This window comes from Kribbella capetownensis, assembly GCF_004331485.1.
Taxonomy (GTDB): domain Bacteria; phylum Actinomycetota; class Actinomycetes; order Propionibacteriales; family Kribbellaceae; genus Kribbella; species Kribbella capetownensis.
The window spans coordinates 362085-382698 of record NZ_SJKD01000007.1; the positions used below are offsets into that span (position 1 = coordinate 362085).

A 20614-nucleotide genomic window follows, 5' to 3' on the forward strand; every position below is an offset into this window, starting at 1 on the left:
AGGAGCTGAGCCGGGCGGGCGGACTCAGCCGTGCGGGCGGTCCACCATGCGGAGGAGTTGGGTGCGGTTGGCGACGCCGAATCGGCGGTAGAGGCGGGTCAGTTGGGACTCGACGGCCTTGACCGACAGGTAGAGCGCGGCGGCGATCTCGCGGTTGGTGGAGCCGTCGCGGACCATGGCGACGATCTGCTGCTCGTTGTCGGTGAGTTCGGACGGCTGGCGGCTGCGGCTCGGGACGTCGAGGCGGGCCAGCTCGGTCTCGGCCACCTCGCGCCACGCGGGGGCGCCGTACGCCTCGAACTGCTCGATCGCGTCCAGGAACGCCGTCCGCGCGACCGATCGCCGGCGCGCCTGCCGGGCCACCCGCCCGCGGGTGAGCTCACACCGGGCCAGGTCCAGCGGGTAGACGCGATCGCCCGCCGTACCGATCGTCTCCTCGAGCAGATCGAGCGCCGCCGCCGGATCGCCCTGCTTCGCGACCAGCAACGCCTCCGACCGCGCCAGGCCGACCCGGATCACCGCACGATCCAGCGTCTCGGCCCGCGCCCGGATGTCCGCGATCAGCGCCGCCGCATCGTCCAACCGGCCCGCCGCGACCAGCGCCTCGGCGTAGTCCGCGTGCCACGGGATCACCGCCGGGTCGAACGGCATCGCCGCCTCACCCGAGTCCGCGATCGCGTCGAACGCCTCCACCGCCCGCTGCGGATCACCCGTCAGTACGCCGATCAGCCCGAGACTGGCCAGCGCCGGCCCGGTCCATTCGTCGTTGCCGACCAGGCGGACACCTTCCAGCGCCGCCTCCGCGAGCTGTCGGCCCATGGCCGCCGTACCGCCGGCCCACTCCGCGCGGCTGGCGATGATCATGCCGACCTCGGCCTCTTCGCCGATGTCCTGCATCAGCTGGTAGCACTCGTGACCGGCCGCGAGCGCATCCGCTCCACGCCCGCTGCGCTCGTAGATCGCGGTGGCTGAGATCAGCACCGACGCCAGCCACCGAATCGCGCCGCCGTCGCGCACCTCGTCGACGAGCGAGCTGATCGCCGTGATCGCCTCGTCGGTGCGGCCGCAGAACAACTCCCGCATCGCCGCCATCTGCCGGGCATTCACCACGGTCTTGGTGAGCGGCAGGTCGAGGGCAAGCTCGGCGGCCTGCTGCAGTAAAGCGTCCGCGGTCTGCTTCGCGTCCCGCGACATCAGCACCGAACTGGCCGCGCTCAACGCGTCCACCAGCGCCTCGGTGTCGCCGCTCTCCCGCGCCAGGCCCTCCGCAACCCGTGCGTCCTCCTGTGCCTCGTCCAGCCGGCGGTCGAAGTACTTGCTGTGGCTGCGCATGATCCGCACCCGAGCCTCGAGCCGCTGGTCCCCGACCGAGGCCTCGAACGCCTCGGTGAGGATCTCGCCGCGCCGATCCGGATCAGGCCACGCGGCATCCACGAGCAGCAACAGCGCCGGCACCTTGGTCTCCGGCGCAGTAGCAACCTGTACGGCGATACGCGCCATCTCAGCCGACTCCGCGAGATGCCCGGCGGCCGCGGCATCATCAGCGGCCCGGGTCAGGCGGCGAGCACGCTCGTCCGGCAGGCTGGACGGCGTGCGCTCGGCCGCCAGTCGCCACAGCGTCGCGGCGGCTCCCGGCGCACCCCGACCGGCAGCGACGGCAGCGGCCTCTTCGATGGCACCAGCCAGCTCCGCGTCGGCCTCCTGGGTGGCCAGGGCGCGGTGGGTCGCGTTCTCGACCGGCTCGCCGACCACTGCGGCCAGCTGAGCGTGGGCCTGACGACGAGCTGCCGAGGTGGCTTCGGCGTACACGAACTCCCGCAGCAACGGGTGCGCGAACCGCAGTCGCTCGGAAGACACGTCGATCAGCCCGAGCGACTCGGCCTCTGCCAGCTCGGTGTCGATCGGCCGACCGAGGGACTGCGCCAGCTGAGCCGTGGTCGGCCGCGGCGACGAGGCCGCGTGCAGCAAGAGCTCGTGCGCGGAGGCAGTCAGGTCGGACAGCCGGTCGCCGAGCAGTGTCTTGAGCCGGCTCGACACCGGAAGCGGATCGTTCGGCGAGACGCCTTGCGGATGCCGCAGTACGGCCCGGCCGAGCTCCAGCGCCATGAACGGGTTGCCGGCGCTCGCGGTGAAGATGCGGCGAGCCGTACGCACAGGCAGCGGGCTGGAGAGCCTCTGACGCAGCAGACCGAGCACATCCGGCTCGGTCAGCGGCGGAACCTCCAGCTGGAGCACCGGCTCCGGACAGGCCTCGGCCATCATCGGCAGGTCGCCGTCGGCCACCTGCTCGGTGGCGAGCATGTGTACGCCCTCGGACAGCCGGCGGGCGCAGAACGTCAGCACCTCCAGGCTGGACGGGTCCACCCACTGGATGTCGTCGACGACCAGCAGCACGGGCCCATTGGCCGCGAGGCGGCGCAGCACATGCAGTACGGCGAGGCGCACGGCCAGCTCGTCACGAACCGTGTCGGGGGCGCTGGCCTTCAGCAGGGCGACCTCGAGCGGCTGGCGGAGGTGGTCGGGCAGCACAGTCCAGGCCAGCTCGAGCTGGTTGGACAGCAGGTCGAGGAGGGTGACGTACGGGAGCCCGGCTTCGCTCTGGGATGGGGCGGCGCTCAGGACACGGCACCCAGCGCGGGTGCGGTCGGCGACCAAAGCGCGGCCGAGGGCTGACTTGCCGATCCCGGTCGGGCCGTAGAGCAGCACGCTGCCGCTGGTCTCGAGCTGCTTCTTCGCACGCTCGACCAGCCCGGCGCGCCCGACCAGCTCGTCGTCAGTCATCGATCCCACATACTCCTCGAAGGATTACCCTCGCCGATTATCACAGTCAATGACCGGACGACACGGCGAGTGTCACATGAGGAAACCATCCCGTCACCATCCTGTCACCCGACGCTGCCCAGATCCGAGCAGTCAGGCGGCACGATGGTGCCGGGGCACGGATCGCCCACCCCGACGTTGTAGACAAAGGACACGCCTGCGGCTGAGTACCTGGTCCGGTACCCAGCCGCAGGCGTGTCCAGCCGACGATCAGATCGATTCGAGGTCGCGCTCGATGGCGGCGAGCTCCTCCTCGGTGCCCTGGACCTTCGGCCCGGTGAACCAGTGCCGGGCCGAGGCGAACCAGTAGATCGCGGCGAAACCGAGCACGACCAGGACTGCGATCGGCGTGTAGTTGAACGTGCTGCCGCTGACCGGACTGACCTGGGGCAGCATGAACAGGATCGTGATGAACGCGACCCAGACGATCGCGATGATGCCGATCGGCTTGCTCCAGCGGCCCAGCGTCCACGGCCCGGGCTGGAAGCGGTCGCCCTGCAGCAGCCGGAGCAGCGTGGGCAGCACGTACGCGATGTACAGACCGATCACGGCGATCGAGGTCACGGCGGCGTACGCCGTCGCGTTCCACAGGTACGGCAGCCCGAGCACGAAGGCGCCGCCGGCCGCGAGCCAGATCGCGTTCGTGGGTGTCCGGGTCCGGTGGTTGATCCGGTGCCAGAACCTCGACCCGGGCAGCGCGCCGTCGCGGGAGAACGCGTAGATCATCCGCGAGTTCGCGGTCACCGACGACATCCCGCAGAACAACTGCGCACCGATCACGACCAGCAGCAGGATCTTCCCGAGCACCACGCCGGCCGCGTCGATGAAGATCTGCGCGGGCGGTACGCCGGTGCTGCTGTCGAGCGCACCGTCATAGCTCTGGATCGCGAACGTCAGCCCGATCAGCAGCACCCACCCGGCCGCGAGCGACACCAGGATCGACATCACGATGCCGCGCGGACCCGACCGGGCCGCGTCGTGGGTCTCCTCGGTCATGTGCGCGGAGGCGTCGTACCCGGTGAAGGTGTACTGCGCCAGCAGCAGGCCGAGGATGGCGACGTAGAAGGTGGAACTCCAGCCGGTGTTGTTGACGAAATGACCGAACACGAAGCTGGCCGACTGGTGGTGGTCCGGCGCGATCGCCAGCGCGCCGACGATGAACAGCACGCCGACGATGTGCCACCAGACGCTGATGTCGTTCAACCGCGCGACCAGCCGTACGCCGAACGAGTTCAGCAGCCCGTGCACGAGCAGGATCAGGCCGAACAGCAGGATGGTGTGGCCGGGTGTCGCGCTGAAGCCGAACTGTAGGTCGAGGAACGCGTTCAGGAAGAAGGCCGCACCGAAGTCGATGCCGGCGGTCACCGCGACCTGGCCGAGGAAGTTGAACCAGCCGGTGAACCAGGACCAGGCCGGGCCGTTCGACGGCGCGAGCTTGGCGGCCCAGTAGTACAGCCCGCCGGCGGTCGGGTAACTCGAGCACACCTCCGCCATCGCCAGTCCGACGAACAGGGTCATCAGTCCGACGAACGGCCAGCCCCAGACGATCATCACCGGGCCGCCGGTGTTCATCCCGAACCCGTACAGGGTCAGGCAGCCGGACAGGATCGAGATGATCGTGAACGACACCGCGAAGTTGGAGAACCCGGACATGGTCCGGGACAGTTCCTGGGCGTAGCCCAGTTGGTGCAGGCGTTGCTCGTCGTCGGTCGTGCCGGCGGGCTCGGTCTTGTCCTGGCTCACGGGGTCCTCCTCGGCGACGCGGCGGGCAGAACTCGAGAGGGCTAATGGTCTTCCCCTGGACCTTTGCCCAAGGTGACATCGGCACCACCGGCTGTCAAGGAGTCAGGCGAGAAACGCGCGCAGCAAGGTGGCGGTGCCGGACAGGTGCTCCTGCATGGCCTGCCGGGCGGCCGGCGGGTCGCCGGCCAGGATGGCCGCGACGATCGCCTCGTGCTGTTCGTTGGAGTGCCGCAGATTGCGTTCCAGCAAAGGGATCGCGTCGAGCAACTCGTTCAGCCGCATCCGGACGTCCGCGGTCGCCGACGTCAGTGACGGCGAGCCGGAGACCTCCGCGATCGCGAGATGCAGCCGCGAGTCGAAGCGGCGGTAGTCGGACAACTTGGCGCCCGATGTCTCCGCAAGACAACGCCGGAGGTGCTCCTGCTCGGCCTCGCTCAACGCACGCTCCGCCGCCGCTTCCGCTGCCCCGGTCTCCAAGGCGGAGCGCAGTACCAGGGCGTCCTCCAGCCCGTCGCCCAGTTCGCGGGCGAGCCGTTTGGCCGGCGTACGACGGGGTTTCGGCAACTGTGCGTTGACGAACGTGCCGCCGTACCGTCCGCGCCGGGACTCGACGTACCCGGCCTCGGTGAGCGCGTGGATCGCCTCGCGCAGGGTGACCCGGCTGACGTTCAGCCGGGCGGCCAGGTCGCGCTCGGACGGGAGCCGGTCGCCAGGCACGACGACGCCGAGCTTGATTGCCTGTAGCAACCTCTCGACGGTCTCCTCGAACGGGTTGCCGGTCCGGACCGGCCGGAACACCGCGTCGTCTGCCTGGGCAACCATGAGCACACCCTAGAGCGGAGTGACGTAGGCGGCCGAGATTCCGCCGTCCACGAGGAACGTGTTGGCGGTGATGAACGAAGAGTCGTCGCTGGCCAGGAAGGCGACCGCGGCCGCGATCTCCTCCGGCTCACCGAACCGGCCCATCGGCACGTGCACCAACCGCCGCTGCGCCCGCTCCGGGTCCTTCGCGAACAACTCGGTCAGCAGCGGTGTGTTCACCGGCCCCGGGCAGAGCGCGTTGACCCGGATCCCCTGCCGCGCGAACTCGACCCCGAGCTCACGGCTCATCGCCAGTACGCCGCCCTTCGACGCGGAGTACGAGATCTGCGAGGTCGCCGCGCCCATCACGGCGACGAACGACGCGGTGTTGATGATCGAGCCGCGGCCCTGTCGTTGCATATAAGGGATCGCGGCCTTGCAGCACAGGTACGCCGAGGTCAGGTTGACCTCCTGCACCCTGCGCCACGCCTCCAGTCCGGTGTCCAGGATCGACGCGTCCTCGGGCGGCGAGATGCCCGCGTTGTTGAACGCGATGTCCACGCTGCCGTACGTGTCGTAGGCCTGGCGGAACAGGTTCTCGACCGCGACCTGGTCGGTCACGTCGGTGGCCACGAACAGCCCGCCGACCTCGTCCGCGGCGGCCTTCCCGGCGGCCGGGTCGACATCGCCGATCACGACCTTGGCCCCTTCGGCGGCAAGGCGTCGTACCGTGGCCAGGCCGATCCCGCTCGCACCGCCGGTGACCACCGCGACCCGGCCCTCCAGCCGGTGTGCCTTGACATCCATTCAGTCCTCCGTGGAGATGAAAATGTTCTTGGTCTCGGTGAACGCGTCGAGCGCGTCCGGGCCGAGCTCACGGCCGAGCCCGGACTGCTTGTAGCCGCCGAACGGTGTGGAGTACCGCACCGACGAGTTCGAGTTGATCGAGAGGTTGCCCGCCTCGACACCACGGCCGACGCGCAGCGCACGACCGGTGTCACGCGTCCAGATCGAGCCGGACAGTCCGTACTCCGAATCGTTCGCGATCCGCACCGCGTCGGCCTCGTCCTCGAACGGGATCACCGCCACCACCGGCCCGAAGATCTCCTCCCGCACGGCCCGATCACTCGCGGGCGCAAGAACAGTCGGCGGAAACCAGAACCCAGGCCCGGTCGGCGCGGTCCCCTGGATCGCAGGATTGTCGACGTACGACGCGACCTGCTCGAGCTGAGCCCTGGAGATCAAAGGCCCCATCTCTGTCTGTGGATCGCTGGGGTCACCGACGCGGAACCCCTTCACCGCCGGCTCCAGCAACTCCAGGAACCGGTCGTACGCCGACCGCTCGACCAGGATCCGCGATCGCGCGCAGCAGTCCTGGCCGGCGTTGTCGAACACGCCGTACGGCGCCTGGGCCGCGGCCTTGTCCAGATCCGCATCCGCGAACACGATGTTGGCCGACTTCCCGCCGAGCTCCAGCGTCACCCGCTTCACCTGGTCCGCACAGCCGGCCATGATCTGCTTGCCGACCACGGTCGACCCGGTGAAGACCACCTTGCGAACGGCGGGATGCGTGACGAACCGTTGCCCGACCACCGTTCCCTTGCCCGGCACGACTTCGAACACGCCCGGGGGCAGTCCCGCCTCGAGCGCGAGCTCGCCGAGCCGGATCGCGGTCAGCGGGGTCAGCTCGGCCGGCTTCAGTACGACGGTGTTTCCGGCGGCCAAGGCGGGAGCGAAACCCCAGCCGGCGATCGGCATCGGAAAGTTCCACGGCACGATCACGCCGACCACGCCGAGCGGTTCCTGGAAAGTGATATCGATGCCTCCGGCAACGGGAATCTGCTGGCCGAACAGGCGTTCCGGGGCTGCCGAGTAGTAGGTCAGCACGTCGCGGACGTTGCCCGCTTCCCAGCGGGCGTTGCCGATGGTGTGACCGGCGTTCTCGATCTCCAACGCGGCAAGGTTCTCCAGGTCGGCGTCCACCGCGTCGGCGAAGCGGCGCAGCAGCCGGCCGCGATCCGCCGGGGCGACGTTTCGCCAAGTGTGGAAGGCCTCCGCGGCTCTGGCGATCGCCGCGTCCGTCTCCTGCTCAGTGGCCAAGGCGATGGTGCGAACCACTTTCTCGGTGGCCGGGTTGATCACGTCGTACGTCATGAACGGCTCCTCGCGGCGGCGATCAGGGCGGCGAACAGCCGCAGGTCGTCGAGGTTCTCCTCCGGGTGCGACTGCACGCCGACGACGAAACTGTGGTCCGGCGCCTCGGCCGCTTCGACGGTTCCGTCGCCGGCGCGGGCCGTGGGCGTGAGGCTCGGCGCCAGTACGTCGATGGCCTGGTGGTGGTAGCAGCGGACCTCGGTCTGCTCGCCCAGGATGCCGGCGGTGAGAGTGTCAGGCTCGACCTTGACCTCGGTGGTGCCGAACACCGCCGCCTCCGGTCGATGCGCCTCGTGCGCGACGACGTCCGGCAGGTGCTGATGCAGCGTCCCACCCAGCGTGACATTGAGCATCTGCAGGCCGCGGCAGATCGCCAGCAGCGGCAGATCCCGGTCGAGTGCGGCCTGGATCAGGACACGCTCGTGCTCATCCCGGCCCGGCCTGGTGTCGACCGTCTCCGGATGCGGCGTGGCGTCGTACGAGGCAGGGTCGACGTCGCAGCCACCGGAGACGATCAGGCCGTCGAGAACGTCGAGGACGCTCGGGTCGGTACCGACCGGCGGCAACAGCAGCGGTACGCCTCCGGCCGCGACGACGCCGTCGAGGTAGGCGCGCGGGAGGAGGGCGGCTTCGCGCTGCCAGATCCCCCAGGCGGCAGGCTCGAGGTACGTCGTGATGCCGATGCGGGGTCGTGACCTACAGGCGTTCGAAGCCACGGATGCGCTCCCAGTCGGTGACGGCGGCGTCGTACGCGTCGAGCTCGACGCGAGCGGCGTTGGCGTAGTGGTCGACCATCTCCTCGCCGAACGCGTCGCGGGCGATCTTCGAGCCGGTGAACAGCGCGGCCGCCTCGCGCAACGTGGCCGGCACGTGCTGCTTGCCGGAGTCGTACGCGTTGCCCTCCAGCAAGGGCTCGAGCTCCAGTTCGTTCTCGATCCCGTGCAGGCCGGCGGCGATGATCGCGGCGACGGCCAGGTACGGGTTCACGTCGCCGCCGGGGAGGCGGTTCTCCACCCGGAGCGAGTCGCCGTGGCCGACCACGCGGAGCGAGCAGGTCCGGTTGTCCAGGCCCCAGGCGACCGCCGTCGGCGCGAAACTGCCACGGACGAAGCGCTTGTAGGAGTTGATGTTCGGCGCGAGCAGGTAGGTGAACTCGGACAGGCAGGCGAGCTGACCGGCGATGAAGCGCTCCATCAACTCGGAGAACCCGTGCTCCCGATCACCCGCCAGTACGGCGTCTCCCGCGGCGGACCGGAAGCTCAGGTGGATGTGGCACGAGTTGCCCTCGCGTTCGTCGTACTTCGCCATGAACGTGAGGCTTTTGCCGTGTTTCGCCGCGATCTCCTTCGCACCCGTCTTGTAGATCGAGTGGTTGTCGCAGGTGACGAGCGCCTCGTCGTACCGGAAGGCGATCTCGTGCTGGCCGAAGTTGCATTCGCCCTTGGCGGACTCGACGTACAGGCCGGCGCCGGTCATGCCGTTGCGGATGTCGCGCAGCAGCGGTTCGACCCGGGAGGTGCCGAGGAGGGAGTAGTCGACGTTGTACTGGTTGCCCGGGACCAGGTCGCGGTAGCGCTTGTCCCAGGCCGATTCGAAGGTGTCGTCGAAGACCATGAACTCGAGCTCGGTGCCGACGTACGCCTTGAGACCCATGGCGGCGAGGCGGTCGAGTTGCGCGCGGAGGACCTGGCGTGGTGATGCGACCACCGGAGTGCCGTCGAGCCATTGCACGTCGCAGAGGACCATCGCGGTCCCTTCCAGCCACGGGATGAGTCTCAGCGTGTCCAGGTCGGGAGCCATCATCAGGTCGCCGTACCCACGCTCCCAGGACGACATGGCGTACCCGTCCACGGTGTTCATGTCGACGTCGACCGCCAGCAGGTAGTTGCACCCCTCGGTCCCGTGCCTCAGCACCTCCTCCAGGAAGTACCGCGCGCCACAGCGCTTCCCCTGCAACCGCCCCTGCATGTCCGTGATCGCCACCAGCACCGTGTCGACCCGCCCGGACCCGACCAGGTCCCGCAACTCCTGCACCCGAATCCTGCCAGCAGCCACGTCCACTCCTCGGATCTATTGGTCTGCCCCCAGTCCATTGACTCAAGCCCATGCGATCCTGTCAATGCTGTGGCCTGGCTGCGGCGCGGTGGTGCCGTGACACTTCGGGGTCTGGGCAGATGGCAGGACCGTGCGGAAAATCGGGGAATTCGGCCGCACCGCCCAAGCGGCCCGATCCTGGAGGACCGCTATGCGATCTTCGATACCTTCCCTGCCCCACCGCCCCGGTCGGTTCGTCACCCGCCCCCGCGCCCTGGCCGTTCTGCTGGCCGGTACGGCGCTCGCGTTCAGCCCACTCGGAGGTCAGGCGACCGCCCAACTGCCGGTCGACCAGGTCGGCAACCCGTGTCTCACCCCGGCCGACGGTCCCGCGGCCCGTGGTGGGTTCGGTGCCGACCACCGCGACCTGTCCGCGGCCGAGCAGCAGTCGATCGAGGCCAAGACCGCGCAGATCCTGAAGGCCAAGGCCGCCCGCGGCCTGACGCCGAAGGCCGGCACCCTGGCCGCGGCGAGCGTTCCGGTCTACTTCCACGTGATGCGCAGCAGCACCGGCGCCGGCGACGTCACCGCGACCCAGATCAACCAGCAGATTGCCGAACTGAACCAGGACTTCGCCGGTGGCGAGTCGTCGCAGGCCGCGAACACCGGCTTCACGTTCTACCTGGCCGGCACCGACCGGTTCAACAACAACACCTGGCATCGCGACGGCCAGAGCACGACGTACCGGTCACAAACGCGCAAGGGTGGCAAGAACGCCCTGAACATCTGGCTGGTCGACTTCTCCTACCTCGGCATCGCGACGTTCCCGTGGGACTACCAGAGCAGCCCGTCGATCGACGGCATCCGGGTGCAGTACAGCTCGCTGCCGGGTGGTTCGGCGACGAACTTCAACCTCGGCAAGACCGCGTCGCACGAGGCGGGCCACTGGTTCGGGCTGTACCACACCTTCCAGGGCGGCTGCACGAGCACGAACGACTCGGTGTCCGACACGCCGGCCCAGAGCAGCGCCAGCAGCGGCTGCCCGACCGGCCGGAACTCGTGTTCGCTGCCCGGTCTCGACCCGATCCACAACTACATGGATTACTCCTACGACTCCTGCTACAACCAGTTCACTCCCGGCCAGAGCAGCCGCATCAGCACCATGTGGACGGCCTACCGGGCGTGACGCAGGGACCCCAAGCCGTCTAGAGTGCCGCCGATGCGTTTGCTTCTGTCGGCCTGCGCAACCACCGCACTGGTGGTCGCCGGACCTCTGACAGCGACCGCCGCCGGCCAGGGCCCACAAGCCCCGGTCGGCGGCGACCTGCTGACCGCGAAGCCGACGGTCGTCGCCGACGGGGCGGCACCGCCGGCTGTCCAGGCATCGGCGTACGTGGTGGCCGACATCGATACCGGCGACGTACTGGTCGCGAAGGCGCCGCACGCGAAGCTGCGGCCCGCGAGCACGCTGAAGACCCTCACCGCCCTGGTTCTGCTGCCGCGGCTGAAGAAGACCGATCCGGTCGTCGGCACGGATGCCGACGCGGGCATCATCGGCAGCAAGGTCGGCGTCTATCCCGGACTGCGCTACACGGTCGACCTGCTGTTCCAGGGCATGTTCCTGGCCTCCGGGAACGACGCCGTGCACGCGCTGGCCGCCCATGACCAGGGCGGCATCCCGGCGACGATCCAGCGGATGAACCAGAAGGCCAAGGAGATCGGCGCGGACGACACCCACGTGACCGACCCGACCGGTCTGGACGCGGACGGTCAGTTCTCCAGCGCGTACGACCTGGCCCTGTTCGCCCAGGCGGGCCTGGCCCGGCCGGACTTCGCCAAGTACGCCTCGACCAAGTACACGGCCTTCCCGAACGCCGGGAAGGGCGGCACATACCAGGTCGCGAACCAGAACAAACTGCTGTTCAGCTACGACGGCGCCCTGGGCGTCAAGACCGGCTACACGACGCTGGCCCGCAACACGTTCATCGGCGCGGCCCGCCGCAACGGCCACACGCTGGTGGTGACGCTGATGAACGCACCGCACGGCGTCACCGAGGACGCGAGCAACCTGCTCACCTGGACCTTCAGGAACTACACCAAGCTCAACCCGGTCGGCACGCTGGTCAAACCGGCCGCGGCGGTGCCTCCGAAGGCCGAGACCGGCACCACCGAGGGCAAGATCACCACAGGGACCAGTACGGCGCACCCGCCGCGCAGCCGGACCGTGCTCAACCCCGGCCAGGCGGTCCAGTCGATCGCCTTCCGCGTCCCGGCCTGGGTGTACGCCGCCCCGCCCGTTCTCCTGCTCGGCCTGTTCCTCAGACGCCCCAAAGCACTCCGCAGACGCCGACATTAGCTAGCGGCGAAGCGTACGGGCCGCCTTGGCGAGCTGACTCACCAGAGTCACCGCGGTAATGCCCAGCACGGCCCCTGCGGCGACAGAGACCGTGTCCGCCTTCTTCTGAGGCACTGGCACTACCTTGTAGCGCTTCCCAGGCGGTCCGGGCAGGAGAGGCTCCTGCACGGACACCTCAGGCGGCAGTGGCTCCTCGGCGATCCTGAGGCGGCCCTCCTCGGACACCTCCCTGGCAGCGATGTCGAGGGTGGCTTCCTTCGCCCACGCCGCGACGACCATCAGGGCCCGGGTCATCAGGTAGATCCACACCAACAGCGCCAGCGGCAACGCCAGAGCGCCGTACGCCGCGTTGGTGCCGATGACATGGGTGACGTAGAGGTTGCCGAGCTTCTGGGCGAGGTAGTACAGGATGCCGCCGGCCAGCGCCGCGATCAGAGCGACCTTGCGCGGCAGCAGGATGCGCGGCAGCGCGGTCTGCAGATAGAGGAACAGGACCGCGCCGGCTCCGATGCCGACCACGATGCTGACCCCGTCGATGCCCCAGCTCGCCAGCCAGGACCCCTCCAGACCGGCGGCGTCCACGATGCGCGCCGACAGTCCGGTCAGGATCGAGGACGCGCTGGTGCTGATCAGGCCGATCACGCCGAGGCCGACGAGCGCGCCGACGTCCGCGAGCTTCAGCTTGACGAAGTTGCCGGGCTGGTCGTCCAACTCGTGCATGGACCGGATCGAGGCGCGCAGCGAGTCGATCCAGCCGAGCCCGGTGAACAGCAGACCGACGGCCGAGATGAGACCGATGGTGCCGGCGTGCGAGATCAGGGCCTCGACGTCGATCCGGTCGGCGATCCCGGGCAGGCTGTGCTCGAGGGTGTTCTTCAGCGCCTCGATCGCCTTCGGGCCGAGGAACGAGCCGACGATCGCCCCGGCCAGCACGATCAGTGGGAACAGCGACAGGAACGCGAAGAAACTCGTTGCCCCCGCCAACCGGTTGCCCCGGCGGTCGCCGTACCGCTGCCAGGCCCGCCAGACCTGCGTCCGGCTGAACCAGCGCCAGGCCTTCTTGATGCCGCCCATACTTCTCCTGTACCCCGGTAACGGAGTCTCAGCCTGCCAGGGGGAACGACCGTTGCGGGCGCCACACGCCGTCCGCGCCGTGTTCATACCGGCTGAAGGCGTCCACGTCGAACGCACAGTCGTACTCCGCCAGAGCGTCGTACGCGCGGTCCAGTGCGTCCTTGTCCAGGTCATGCGCCACCGTGACGTGCGGGTGGTACGGGAACCGCAGGTCCACCTGCAACGGCCCGGACCGGACCTGCGACTGCAGCACCTCGCAGGACGAGATGCCCTCGGCCAGTGGGACGAACACGACCGGGGAGATCGGCCGGAACGTCGCCGTACCGCGGAGCCGGATCCGGAAGCTCGGGAACCGGGCCGCGACCTCGAGCAGGTGGTCGTCGATGAGGGCGAGATCGGCCGCTTCCACCTCGGTCGGCGGCAGCAGGGTCACATGGGTGGGGATCGACGCGGCCATCGGATCACCGAACTCGGCGCGGAACTTCTGCAGCTCCGTGCCGTACGGCTCCGCGATCGGGATCGCGACACCGATCGTCGCCATCCGTGGCCCTACCGGCCCGACTCGCGGAGTGCCGGTCCGGGCACGAAGCCCAGCCGGTCGTACACCCGCTGCAGGGTCGGCTCGGTGACGGCGCGCGCCCGCTCCGCCCCGGCGGCCAGGATCGCGTCCAGCTGCGCCTTGTCGTCGAGATAGCCGAGTGTCTTCTCCCGGAACGGGGTGACGAACTCGACCACCACCTCGGCCAGGTCCTTCTTGAAGTCGCCGTACCCGCGGCCGGAGTACTCGTCCTCGAGCTCGCTGATCTTGCGGCCGGTGAGGGCGGAGTAGATGGTCAGCAGGTTGGCCACGCCGGCCTTGTTCTCCGGGTCGAAGACCACGTCCCGGCCGGAGTCGGTGACCGCGGAGCGGATCTTCTTCGCGCTCACCTTGGGGTCGTCCAGCAGGTCGATGATGCCGGCCGCCGACGAGCTCGACTTGCTCATCTTCGCGGTCGGGTCCTGCAGGTCCGCGATCTTCGCGGTCTCCTTGACGATGTGCGGCTCGGGCAGCCGGAAGGTCTTGCCGAAGCGGTGGTTGAACCGCTGCGCCAGGTCCCGGGTCAGCTCCAGGTGCTGGCGCTGGTCCTCGCCGACCGGGACCCGGTCGGCCTGGTAGATCAGGATGTCCGCGGCCTGCAGGATCGGGTACGTGAACAGGCCGACGGTCGCGCGGTCGGCGCCGCCCTTGGCGGACTTGTCCTTGAACTGCGTCATCCGGCTGGCCTCACCGAATCCGGTGATGCAGCCCAGCACCCAGCTCAGCTGGGAGTGCTCGGGCACGTGTGACTGGACGAACAGCGTCGACCGCTCCGGGTCGATCCCGGCCGCCAGCAACTGGGCGACCGAGCGGCGGGTCCGCTCCCGCAGTTGCTTCGGGTCGTACTCCACCGTGATCGCGTGCAGGTCCACCACGCAGTAGAACGCGTCGTGGTCGTCCTGCAGGGCCACCCACTGCCGCAACGCCCCGAGGTAGTTGCCGAAATGGAAGGAGTCCGCCGTCGGCTGGATCCCGGACAGCACCCGAGGGCGACGCTGGGAACCGGCTGCGGAGGGGTCAGACGCAGCAACAGACATACCCACGATTCTGCCAGCGCCCTCAGTCCACCCGGCACCGGGGCGGGTCTGCGGACTCATATACTCGCGACTATGACTTCGCGCACAGTGGTCGTCCTGCCCGGCGGCCAGTTCGGTCCCGCCTCGCCCCTTCCCATGTACGCCGGCGACGCCGCCGAGCAGCGGGGCGCAGACGTGATCCGCGTGTGGTGGGACGAGCCTGATCGGACTTTGACGCTGACCGACGACGAGCGCGGGCCGTGGGTCCTGCCGCAGGCGACGCGGGCGCTGGAAGGCACCGAGGGTGAGGTCCTGCTGATCGGGAAGTCACTCGGCAGTTATGCCTGTCACCTAGCCGCCGAGCGCGCTCTTCCGGCGGTGTGGCTGACTCCGAACCTGGGCAGCCCCTGGATGGTCGACGGGTTGCGCCGGTCCACTGCGCCGTTCCTGCTGGTCGGCGGTACGGCGGACAAGCTGTGGGATCCCGTCCTCGCGCGCGAACTCACGCCGTACCTGCTGGAGGTGCCGGACGCGGACCACGGGATGTACGTCCCGGGCCGGCTCGCCGCATCGGCCGCCGTCCTCGGGCAGGTGGCGACGGCGGTGGAGGACTTCCTCGACCAGGTCGTCTGGCGCTAGCCGTACCCGGCCAGGAGGTTGGTGCGAACTATTCCGTGCCAGACCTGCATCACTGACCCGTCACCGCCGTAGACCCACGACGTTGTGCACCGGCCGGCCACCGGCCACCAGTTGTAGCGGTCGAGTCGCCCGCCACCGTGTTGTTGTGGTCGGTCCGTGCCCGAGGTCGCGGCGGCATGGTGGCTACCTGGCGTCGGGGGGTCGGGGCGTCGGGGGCGGGGCGTTGGGGCGGTGAACAGGATCTGGGGGCCGTGAACAGGGCACGACCTGTTCACTGTCACGACAAGCTGTTCACGGGCCCGCCCCGAACACGCAAACCCCGACCGCAGCCCGTCGCGTCACGGGCGGACCCGCAGCACTCACCAACCACCCGCGAGCCAAGATCGCCACACTCACCCGGGACATGGAGATCGCCCGACAGGCAGGTTGGTGAGTGCGCCACGTCCGCACCCCGGCGAGTTCGCGCACCTCCCCAACCAGACCATCCCCGCATCGACCTGGCGGTCCCTGCTACCAACCTCATAATCGAGTACAGCCAGCGCGTCACCAGGACCAGCCGCGCGAGGCCAGCTCCCGCTCCTCGAGCCAGCGCTTCTCCTCGCTGCGCTCCAGCTCTGCCTCCCCCTGCACGCCGGCCAGCCGGCAGGCCTCGTCGAGCAGGTCGTCGTACGCCGCTTCCGCGGCCTTCAACCGGTGGGCTCGCGCGTAGATCCGGGGCGCGGTCTCGATCCGCCTGATCTCGCCGGCCAGATGGCCGAGCCGGGTCTGCAACCACAAGGTGTCGAACGGGTCGGCCTCAACACACGGGGGACGGCGAAGACGCCCGATCAAGCGCTCGATCGACAGCTGCAGCCACCGCCGCAGGCGCGACGGCCGTGGGTGCGGCAGCAAGGCGTCGAGCAGCGCACACAGAAACAAGAACAAGAACAGAACAGCCAACCACTCCATCACCCTCACTCCCTCTTCGAGGCTACGGCGAGCCACCGACAAGGGCGAGAGCTTTTTTGGTAGCCATCCCGGCTTCTTCGGGCGGGCGCTCCTCGTCTTCGAGGAGCGCCGCCCGGTCAGCACCAGGGCTGTGACTACTTCACGCCTCCGGCGGTGACGGAGACCTGCAGTTGGCGCTGGAAGATGATGTAGACCACCAGAACCGGCGCCACCGTGATGACCACGGCCGCGAACAGGGCGCCGAAGTCCACCGCGTAACCGGCTTGCGATGCGAACGAGGCCATGCCCTGCGAGAGCACGTAGTTCTTCGAGTCGGTGTTCAGGGCCACGGGGAGCAGGAACTGGTTCCACAACCCCAGGAAGTTGAAGATGGCGACCGACGCCATCCCCGGCCGCGCCATCGGCAACATCACCGAGAAGAACGAGCGCCACTCACCTGCCCCGTCGATCTGCGCCGCCTCGTAGACCTCGCCCGGCAGCGCCTTGAAGAAGCTGTGCAGGAAGAAGACGGTGAACGGCAGCGCGAACGCGACGTAGGTGATGATCAACCCGGGCAGGGTGTTGAGCAGCGCGAAGTTCTTCAGCACGAAGAACAGCGGCACGATCGCCAGGAAGACCGGGAACGTCAGCCCGGCCAGCATGGAGTAGTAGATCAGCCGGTTGCCGGGGAACGAGAACCTGGCCAGCACGTACGCACACATGGCACCGAGGATCATCACCAGCACCAGCGCGCAGCCGACGACGACCACCGTGTTCAGGAAGTACCGACCGATGCCGGCCGTCGTCCAGGCGCTGGCGTAGTTGCCGAAGCGCAGCTTGCCCGGCAGCGACAGTGGGTTGCCCAGGATCTCCTGTGTCGACTTGAACGAGGACAGCAGCGTCCACAGCAGCGGCAGGATCACCAGCAGCGACCACAGGATCAGCGCGATGTGGGCGGTCGTGGCCACGCCCTTGCCCTCCCGCGACCGCTTGCCGGGCGCGCGGGACGCGGCGACGAACTCGGCGCGATCGGCGGTTGTGGTTGTCATCGGCGTACCTTCCGCTCACGTCCGCCGGTCAGGGTGTTCACCAGGAAGACCAGGAACGCGAAGAGCATCGTCACCACGGCCAGGATCACGCCCATCGCCGTCGAGTAACCGAACTGCCCCTTGGTGAAGGCTGTGGTGAACAGTTGCTGGGGCATGACCAGGGTCGAGTTCTGCGGGCCGCCGCCGGGGTTCAGCGCCTGCATGTAGACGAAGGCGTCGAGGGCGGCGATGCCGAGATAGATGTACGCCGTCTGCACGTTGTCCCGGATCAGCGGCAGGATCAGCGACACCGCCGTACGGAACCGGCCGGCGCCGTCGATCCGGGCCGCCTCGAACACCTCGGGGTCGATCCCCCGGATGGCGGCGATGAACAGCACCATGTAGAAACCGACGAAGCCCCAGATCATCACGAACATCGACGCCGGCATCGCTGTCCGCGCGTCACCGAGCCACGCGTAGTTCTCGAACTGGTGCAGCCCGATCTTCGACAGTACGGCGTCCAGGATGCCGGAGCCCGGCGTGAAGACCTGGGCCCAGATCAGGCCGATCACGATCGCGGGGATCACGTACGGGAAGAACGAGACGATCCGGTAGAAGCCGGAGTTGCGCAGGCCGCGGACGGTCCCGGTGCCGGCGCCGCCGACCGTCACCAGCGTGGCCAGCGTCAGCGCCAGCACAATCGTCACCAGCGGCACGACGATCGCGAGCTCGACGTTGTTGCGGACGGCCTTCAGGAAGATGTCGTCGTGAAACAGCTTGACGTAGTTGTCGAAGCCCACGAAGTTCATCCCCGAGGTGAACCCGGACCAGTCGGTCAGCGAGTACCACAGCGCCTGCACGAACGGGGAGACCACGAAGATCACGAAGACCGCCAGCGGCAGGCCGAGGAACACGACCATGAAGCTGACCCGGTCGAAGGTCAGCGGCCGGCGCCGCCGGGGGGCGGGCCGTTTGGGCCCGCCCTCCGTCACGACATCTTGTGTCACGGTCACTTCGTGACCGGGATCTTCTTGACGGAGCTGTCGTTGCGCACCTTGTCGGTGATCTGCTGCAGGGCCTTCGTCAGTCCGGCCGCGTCGAGCTTGCCGGACAGGAACGAGTTCCAGACGACCAGCTGGTCGGGGTTCGTGCCGTACAGGGTGATGAACTGGTAGTCGAAGACGTTGGTGCCGGCCGCGTCCAGCATTGCGGTCTGCGACTGCAGGGCGGTGGAACCGAAGCCGTCCGCGGGCACCAGGCCCTTGACGATCGTCGGCGCCAGCCGCGTCTTGGCGAAGTTGGTCGCCGCCTCCTTGGACAGCATGGCCCGCAGGAGCTCCTTGCCGCCCGCGACGTTCTTGCCCTTCGCCGGGACGATGAACGGCTCGCCGGCCGCGCTGCGCAGCGCCTCGTACGGCAGCTTCGAGTCGGCGCTCAGCGTGGGCTCCGGGATGCCCTTCATGTCAAAACCCGCCTTGGTGGCCTTCTTCATCTCGTTCTCGATCCACGAGCCCGACGGGTAGAGGACGGCCTGCTGGTCGTTGCTCCACTTCGCCTGCGCCGCGGTGAACTGGGTGCCGGCGCCGCCGGGGACGAAGTACCCGTTCTTCACCATGGTCTCCATGGCCTTGAAGACGCCCTGGACCTGCGGCTTCGACCAGCAGTCGCCCTCGAGGTTGCCCAGCGACAGCCGGACGTCGTCGCCACCTTCCTTGATCGCCGAGTCGATGGCCAGCGTCTGGTAGTAGGTCGCGGCCTCCTTGCCCCAGACGAACAGGTACTTGCCCTTCGCCTTGGCCTTGGCGCCGAGGTCGAGCAGCTCGTCGTACGTCTTCGGCGGCGTCCACCCGTTCGCCTTGAACAGGCTGTCGGAGTACCACAGGCCGTAGAGGGTGAGCACGTAGTTGATCGCGAGGAACTTGTCGCCGTAGGTGCCGGGGGTCTTGACGCCCGCGTACAGCGTGTCGGCGATCTTCGTGCCCTCGTAGTTGTTGGCCTCGAAGACGTCGTCCAGCGGCGCCAGCTGGTCCAGGATCGTGTTGAAGCCGATCTGGTTCGCGCCGGAGTTGTCGATCAGGTCCGGCGGGTTGCCACCGACGAAGCGCGGCTGCAGCTGCTGGGCGATCTGGGTGGACGGGGCGACCTTGACCGTCGAACCCGCGTGCTTCTGCTGCACGATGTTGGCCGCGAACGTCACATAGTCGTAGCCGTACCCACCGTTGAAGATCACCGCGTCAACGGTGGACTTGTCCGTCATACCGAACGGGTTGTCCGCGGTCTTGTCGGCGCTCCCACTGCCGGAACCGCTGTCGTCGCTGCCGCCGGTGGCACAGGCGGCCAGCAGCGTGCTGCCGCCGGTCGCCAGCAAGGTGCCCACCGCTGCGCGCTGCAGGAACAGTCGCCGCGACAGGTTGTTGGGAGTAGTCATTGTCCCGCCTTCCAAGGAGTGTTTCACGCAGTACGCCGGATACGACCGGCGTACCTTGCTTCAAGGGCGTGGTTGTGTTCGTCGCCGCCCGGGATGTTCGCCGACAGGTACACCGGTGGAGTCTCACCGGCGTCGGTGAGCCTACGGAGCACCTCGGCCACCAGCATCTGCGCAATCAGGGCGGCTGTGATGGAGGACACGGCGCAGACCTTGCCCCCACCGCCGGGAAGGTCGAGCACGGAGTCGCCGAACGGCGCGTGGTTGTCGAGCACCACGTCCGCGCAGTCGATCAGCTTCTGGCCGGACGGATGGCGCGAGTCCATCCCACCGGTGTGCTGCAGCGAGGTGATCGCGATCAGCGGGTGGCCCTTCTCCTTCACCACGGTGGCGAACTCGACGATCGAGCCGTTCACCCCCGAGTTGGAGGCGATCACGAACAGGTCGTCTGGGTGCGGCTCGGCCAGGTCGTAGAGGCGGCGCGCGATCGACGGATCGCGCTCCAGTTCGCCGCCGCGCAGGACCTCGATCGATTCGCCGCCGAGCAGGACCAGATCGCGCAGCGCGATCCGGTTGGTCGCGATCAGGCCACCGGCGCGGCCGGCGATCTCCATCGCGAGCGCTTCGGAGTGGCCGGAGCCGAAGGCCTGGATCACCCCGTTCGCGCGTAATGCCTTGGTCATCAGGTCCGCGGCCTGCTGGATCGGGCCGTCGATCTGCTCGGTGACCGCGGTCATGATCGGCGTCAGCGCGCGAACATAGTCCTGCGCGCTCACTCCGCCGGTCTCCCCCGGGTTACTGCTGGCCATCAGCGGCCCCACCCCTCCACTAATGTGTTCGCTGCGACACTCCGGATGCCGACAAGTGCGCAAGTTTGCGGTTTGCTGGACAGAACTTTTCTCAACTGGCAGCTAAAGTCAAGGCTCATCTCCGTCTTCTCCTCAGATCGGGACCGTTGCGTGACCTTGTTCTCTTGTGCTTGCTAAAGGGCTCTTTTGAGCAGTTTGGAGCATTGCGTAT

The 20614-nt window shown here is 68.3% G+C and carries 18 protein-coding genes; 3 read left to right on the forward strand and 15 right to left on the reverse strand.

Annotation, left to right across the window (positions count from 1 at the left end; all coding sequences use genetic code 11):
- Positions 1-24: 24 nt before the first annotated feature.
- From E0H75_RS29760 to E0H75_RS29790, 7 genes are all read right to left on the reverse strand, one after another.
- A complete protein-coding gene (locus tag E0H75_RS29760; RefSeq protein ID WP_131516996.1) occupies positions 25-2781 on the reverse strand; it encodes a helix-turn-helix transcriptional regulator in 2757 nt (918 codons plus the stop codon).
- Between the two features lie 249 nt (positions 2782-3030).
- Complete coding sequence (locus E0H75_RS29765; RefSeq protein WP_238163345.1) at positions 3031-4563, reverse strand: amino acid permease; 1533 nt, start codon at positions 4561-4563, stop codon at positions 3031-3033.
- A 102-nt stretch (positions 4564-4665) separates the two neighbouring features.
- The gene (locus E0H75_RS29770; protein ID WP_131516997.1) at positions 4666-5385 is read right to left on the reverse strand and encodes a FadR/GntR family transcriptional regulator; all 720 of its coding nucleotides are present in this window, start codon (positions 5383-5385) and stop codon (positions 4666-4668) included.
- Between the two features lie 9 nt (positions 5386-5394).
- Positions 5395-6171, reverse strand: a complete 777-nt coding sequence (locus E0H75_RS29775) for a 3-oxoacyl-ACP reductase (RefSeq protein WP_131516998.1) — start codon at positions 6169-6171, stop codon at positions 5395-5397.
- Positions 6172-7518 (reverse strand): aldehyde dehydrogenase family protein, encoded by a 1347-nt coding sequence (locus E0H75_RS29780; protein ID WP_131516999.1) that lies wholly within the window; start codon positions 7516-7518, stop codon positions 6172-6174.
- The gene (locus tag E0H75_RS29785; protein WP_131517000.1) at positions 7515-8234 is read right to left on the reverse strand and encodes a gamma-glutamyl-gamma-aminobutyrate hydrolase family protein; all 720 of its coding nucleotides are present in this window, start codon (positions 8232-8234) and stop codon (positions 7515-7517) included. The genes E0H75_RS29780 and E0H75_RS29785 overlap by 4 nt, the downstream gene beginning before the upstream one ends.
- Positions 8215-9573, reverse strand: a complete 1359-nt coding sequence (locus E0H75_RS29790) for a glutamine synthetase family protein (protein ID WP_238163346.1) — start codon at positions 9571-9573, stop codon at positions 8215-8217. The genes E0H75_RS29785 and E0H75_RS29790 overlap by 20 nt, the downstream gene beginning before the upstream one ends.
- Before the next feature lie 190 nt (positions 9574-9763).
- Here E0H75_RS29790 and E0H75_RS29795 point away from each other — a divergent pair, with 190 nt between their 5' ends.
- Complete coding sequence (locus E0H75_RS29795) at positions 9764-10738, forward strand: zinc metalloprotease (RefSeq protein WP_131517001.1); 975 nt, start codon at positions 9764-9766, stop codon at positions 10736-10738.
- A gap of 33 nt (positions 10739-10771) precedes the next feature.
- Entirely contained in the window at positions 10772-11908 is a 1137-nt protein-coding gene (locus E0H75_RS29800) for a D-alanyl-D-alanine carboxypeptidase family protein (RefSeq protein ID WP_131517002.1), read from the forward strand.
- On the opposite strand, the gene E0H75_RS29805 is transcribed toward E0H75_RS29800, so the two are convergent.
- The 3 genes from E0H75_RS29805 to trpS are packed head-to-tail and all read right to left on the reverse strand — an operon-like array spanning position 11909 to position 14596.
- Positions 11909-12982, reverse strand: a complete 1074-nt coding sequence (locus E0H75_RS29805) for a YihY/virulence factor BrkB family protein (protein WP_131517003.1) — start codon at positions 12980-12982, stop codon at positions 11909-11911.
- A gap of 28 nt (positions 12983-13010) precedes the next feature.
- The gene (locus E0H75_RS29810) at positions 13011-13523 is read right to left on the reverse strand and encodes a 2'-5' RNA ligase family protein (protein ID WP_131517004.1); all 513 of its coding nucleotides are present in this window, start codon (positions 13521-13523) and stop codon (positions 13011-13013) included.
- A gap of 8 nt (positions 13524-13531) precedes the next feature.
- Positions 13532-14596: a tryptophan--tRNA ligase gene (gene trpS / locus E0H75_RS29815; RefSeq protein ID WP_131517005.1), complete on the reverse strand. Its 1065-nt coding sequence runs from the start codon at positions 14594-14596 to the stop codon at positions 13532-13534.
- A 72-nt stretch (positions 14597-14668) separates the two neighbouring features.
- Here trpS and E0H75_RS29820 point away from each other — a divergent pair, with 72 nt between their 5' ends.
- Positions 14669-15214 (forward strand): alpha/beta hydrolase, encoded by a 546-nt coding sequence (locus tag E0H75_RS29820; protein WP_131517006.1) that lies wholly within the window; start codon positions 14669-14671, stop codon positions 15212-15214.
- A 543-nt stretch (positions 15215-15757) separates the two neighbouring features.
- Here the strand turns inward: E0H75_RS29820 and E0H75_RS29825 are convergent.
- From E0H75_RS29825 to E0H75_RS29845, 5 genes are all read right to left on the reverse strand, one after another.
- Entirely contained in the window at positions 15758-16162 is a 405-nt protein-coding gene (locus E0H75_RS29825; RefSeq protein WP_202873234.1) for a hypothetical protein, read from the reverse strand.
- A gap of 134 nt (positions 16163-16296) precedes the next feature.
- The gene (locus E0H75_RS29830; RefSeq protein ID WP_131517007.1) at positions 16297-17190 is read right to left on the reverse strand and encodes a carbohydrate ABC transporter permease; all 894 of its coding nucleotides are present in this window, start codon (positions 17188-17190) and stop codon (positions 16297-16299) included.
- Positions 17187-18161: a carbohydrate ABC transporter permease gene (locus tag E0H75_RS29835; RefSeq protein WP_238163347.1), complete on the reverse strand. Its 975-nt coding sequence runs from the start codon at positions 18159-18161 to the stop codon at positions 17187-17189. Before E0H75_RS29835 ends, E0H75_RS29830 begins: the two co-directional genes overlap by 4 nt.
- Before the next feature lie 17 nt (positions 18162-18178).
- Positions 18179-19597 carry an N-acetylglucosamine/diacetylchitobiose ABC transporter substrate-binding protein gene (gene ngcE, locus E0H75_RS29840; RefSeq protein ID WP_131517008.1) on the reverse strand — a complete coding sequence of 473 codons (1419 nt, stop codon included), beginning with the start codon at positions 19595-19597 and terminating at the stop codon, positions 18179-18181.
- A 23-nt stretch (positions 19598-19620) separates the two neighbouring features.
- Positions 19621-20403: a sugar isomerase domain-containing protein gene (locus tag E0H75_RS29845; protein WP_131517009.1), complete on the reverse strand. Its 783-nt coding sequence runs from the start codon at positions 20401-20403 to the stop codon at positions 19621-19623.
- Positions 20404-20614 lie beyond the last annotated feature (211 nt).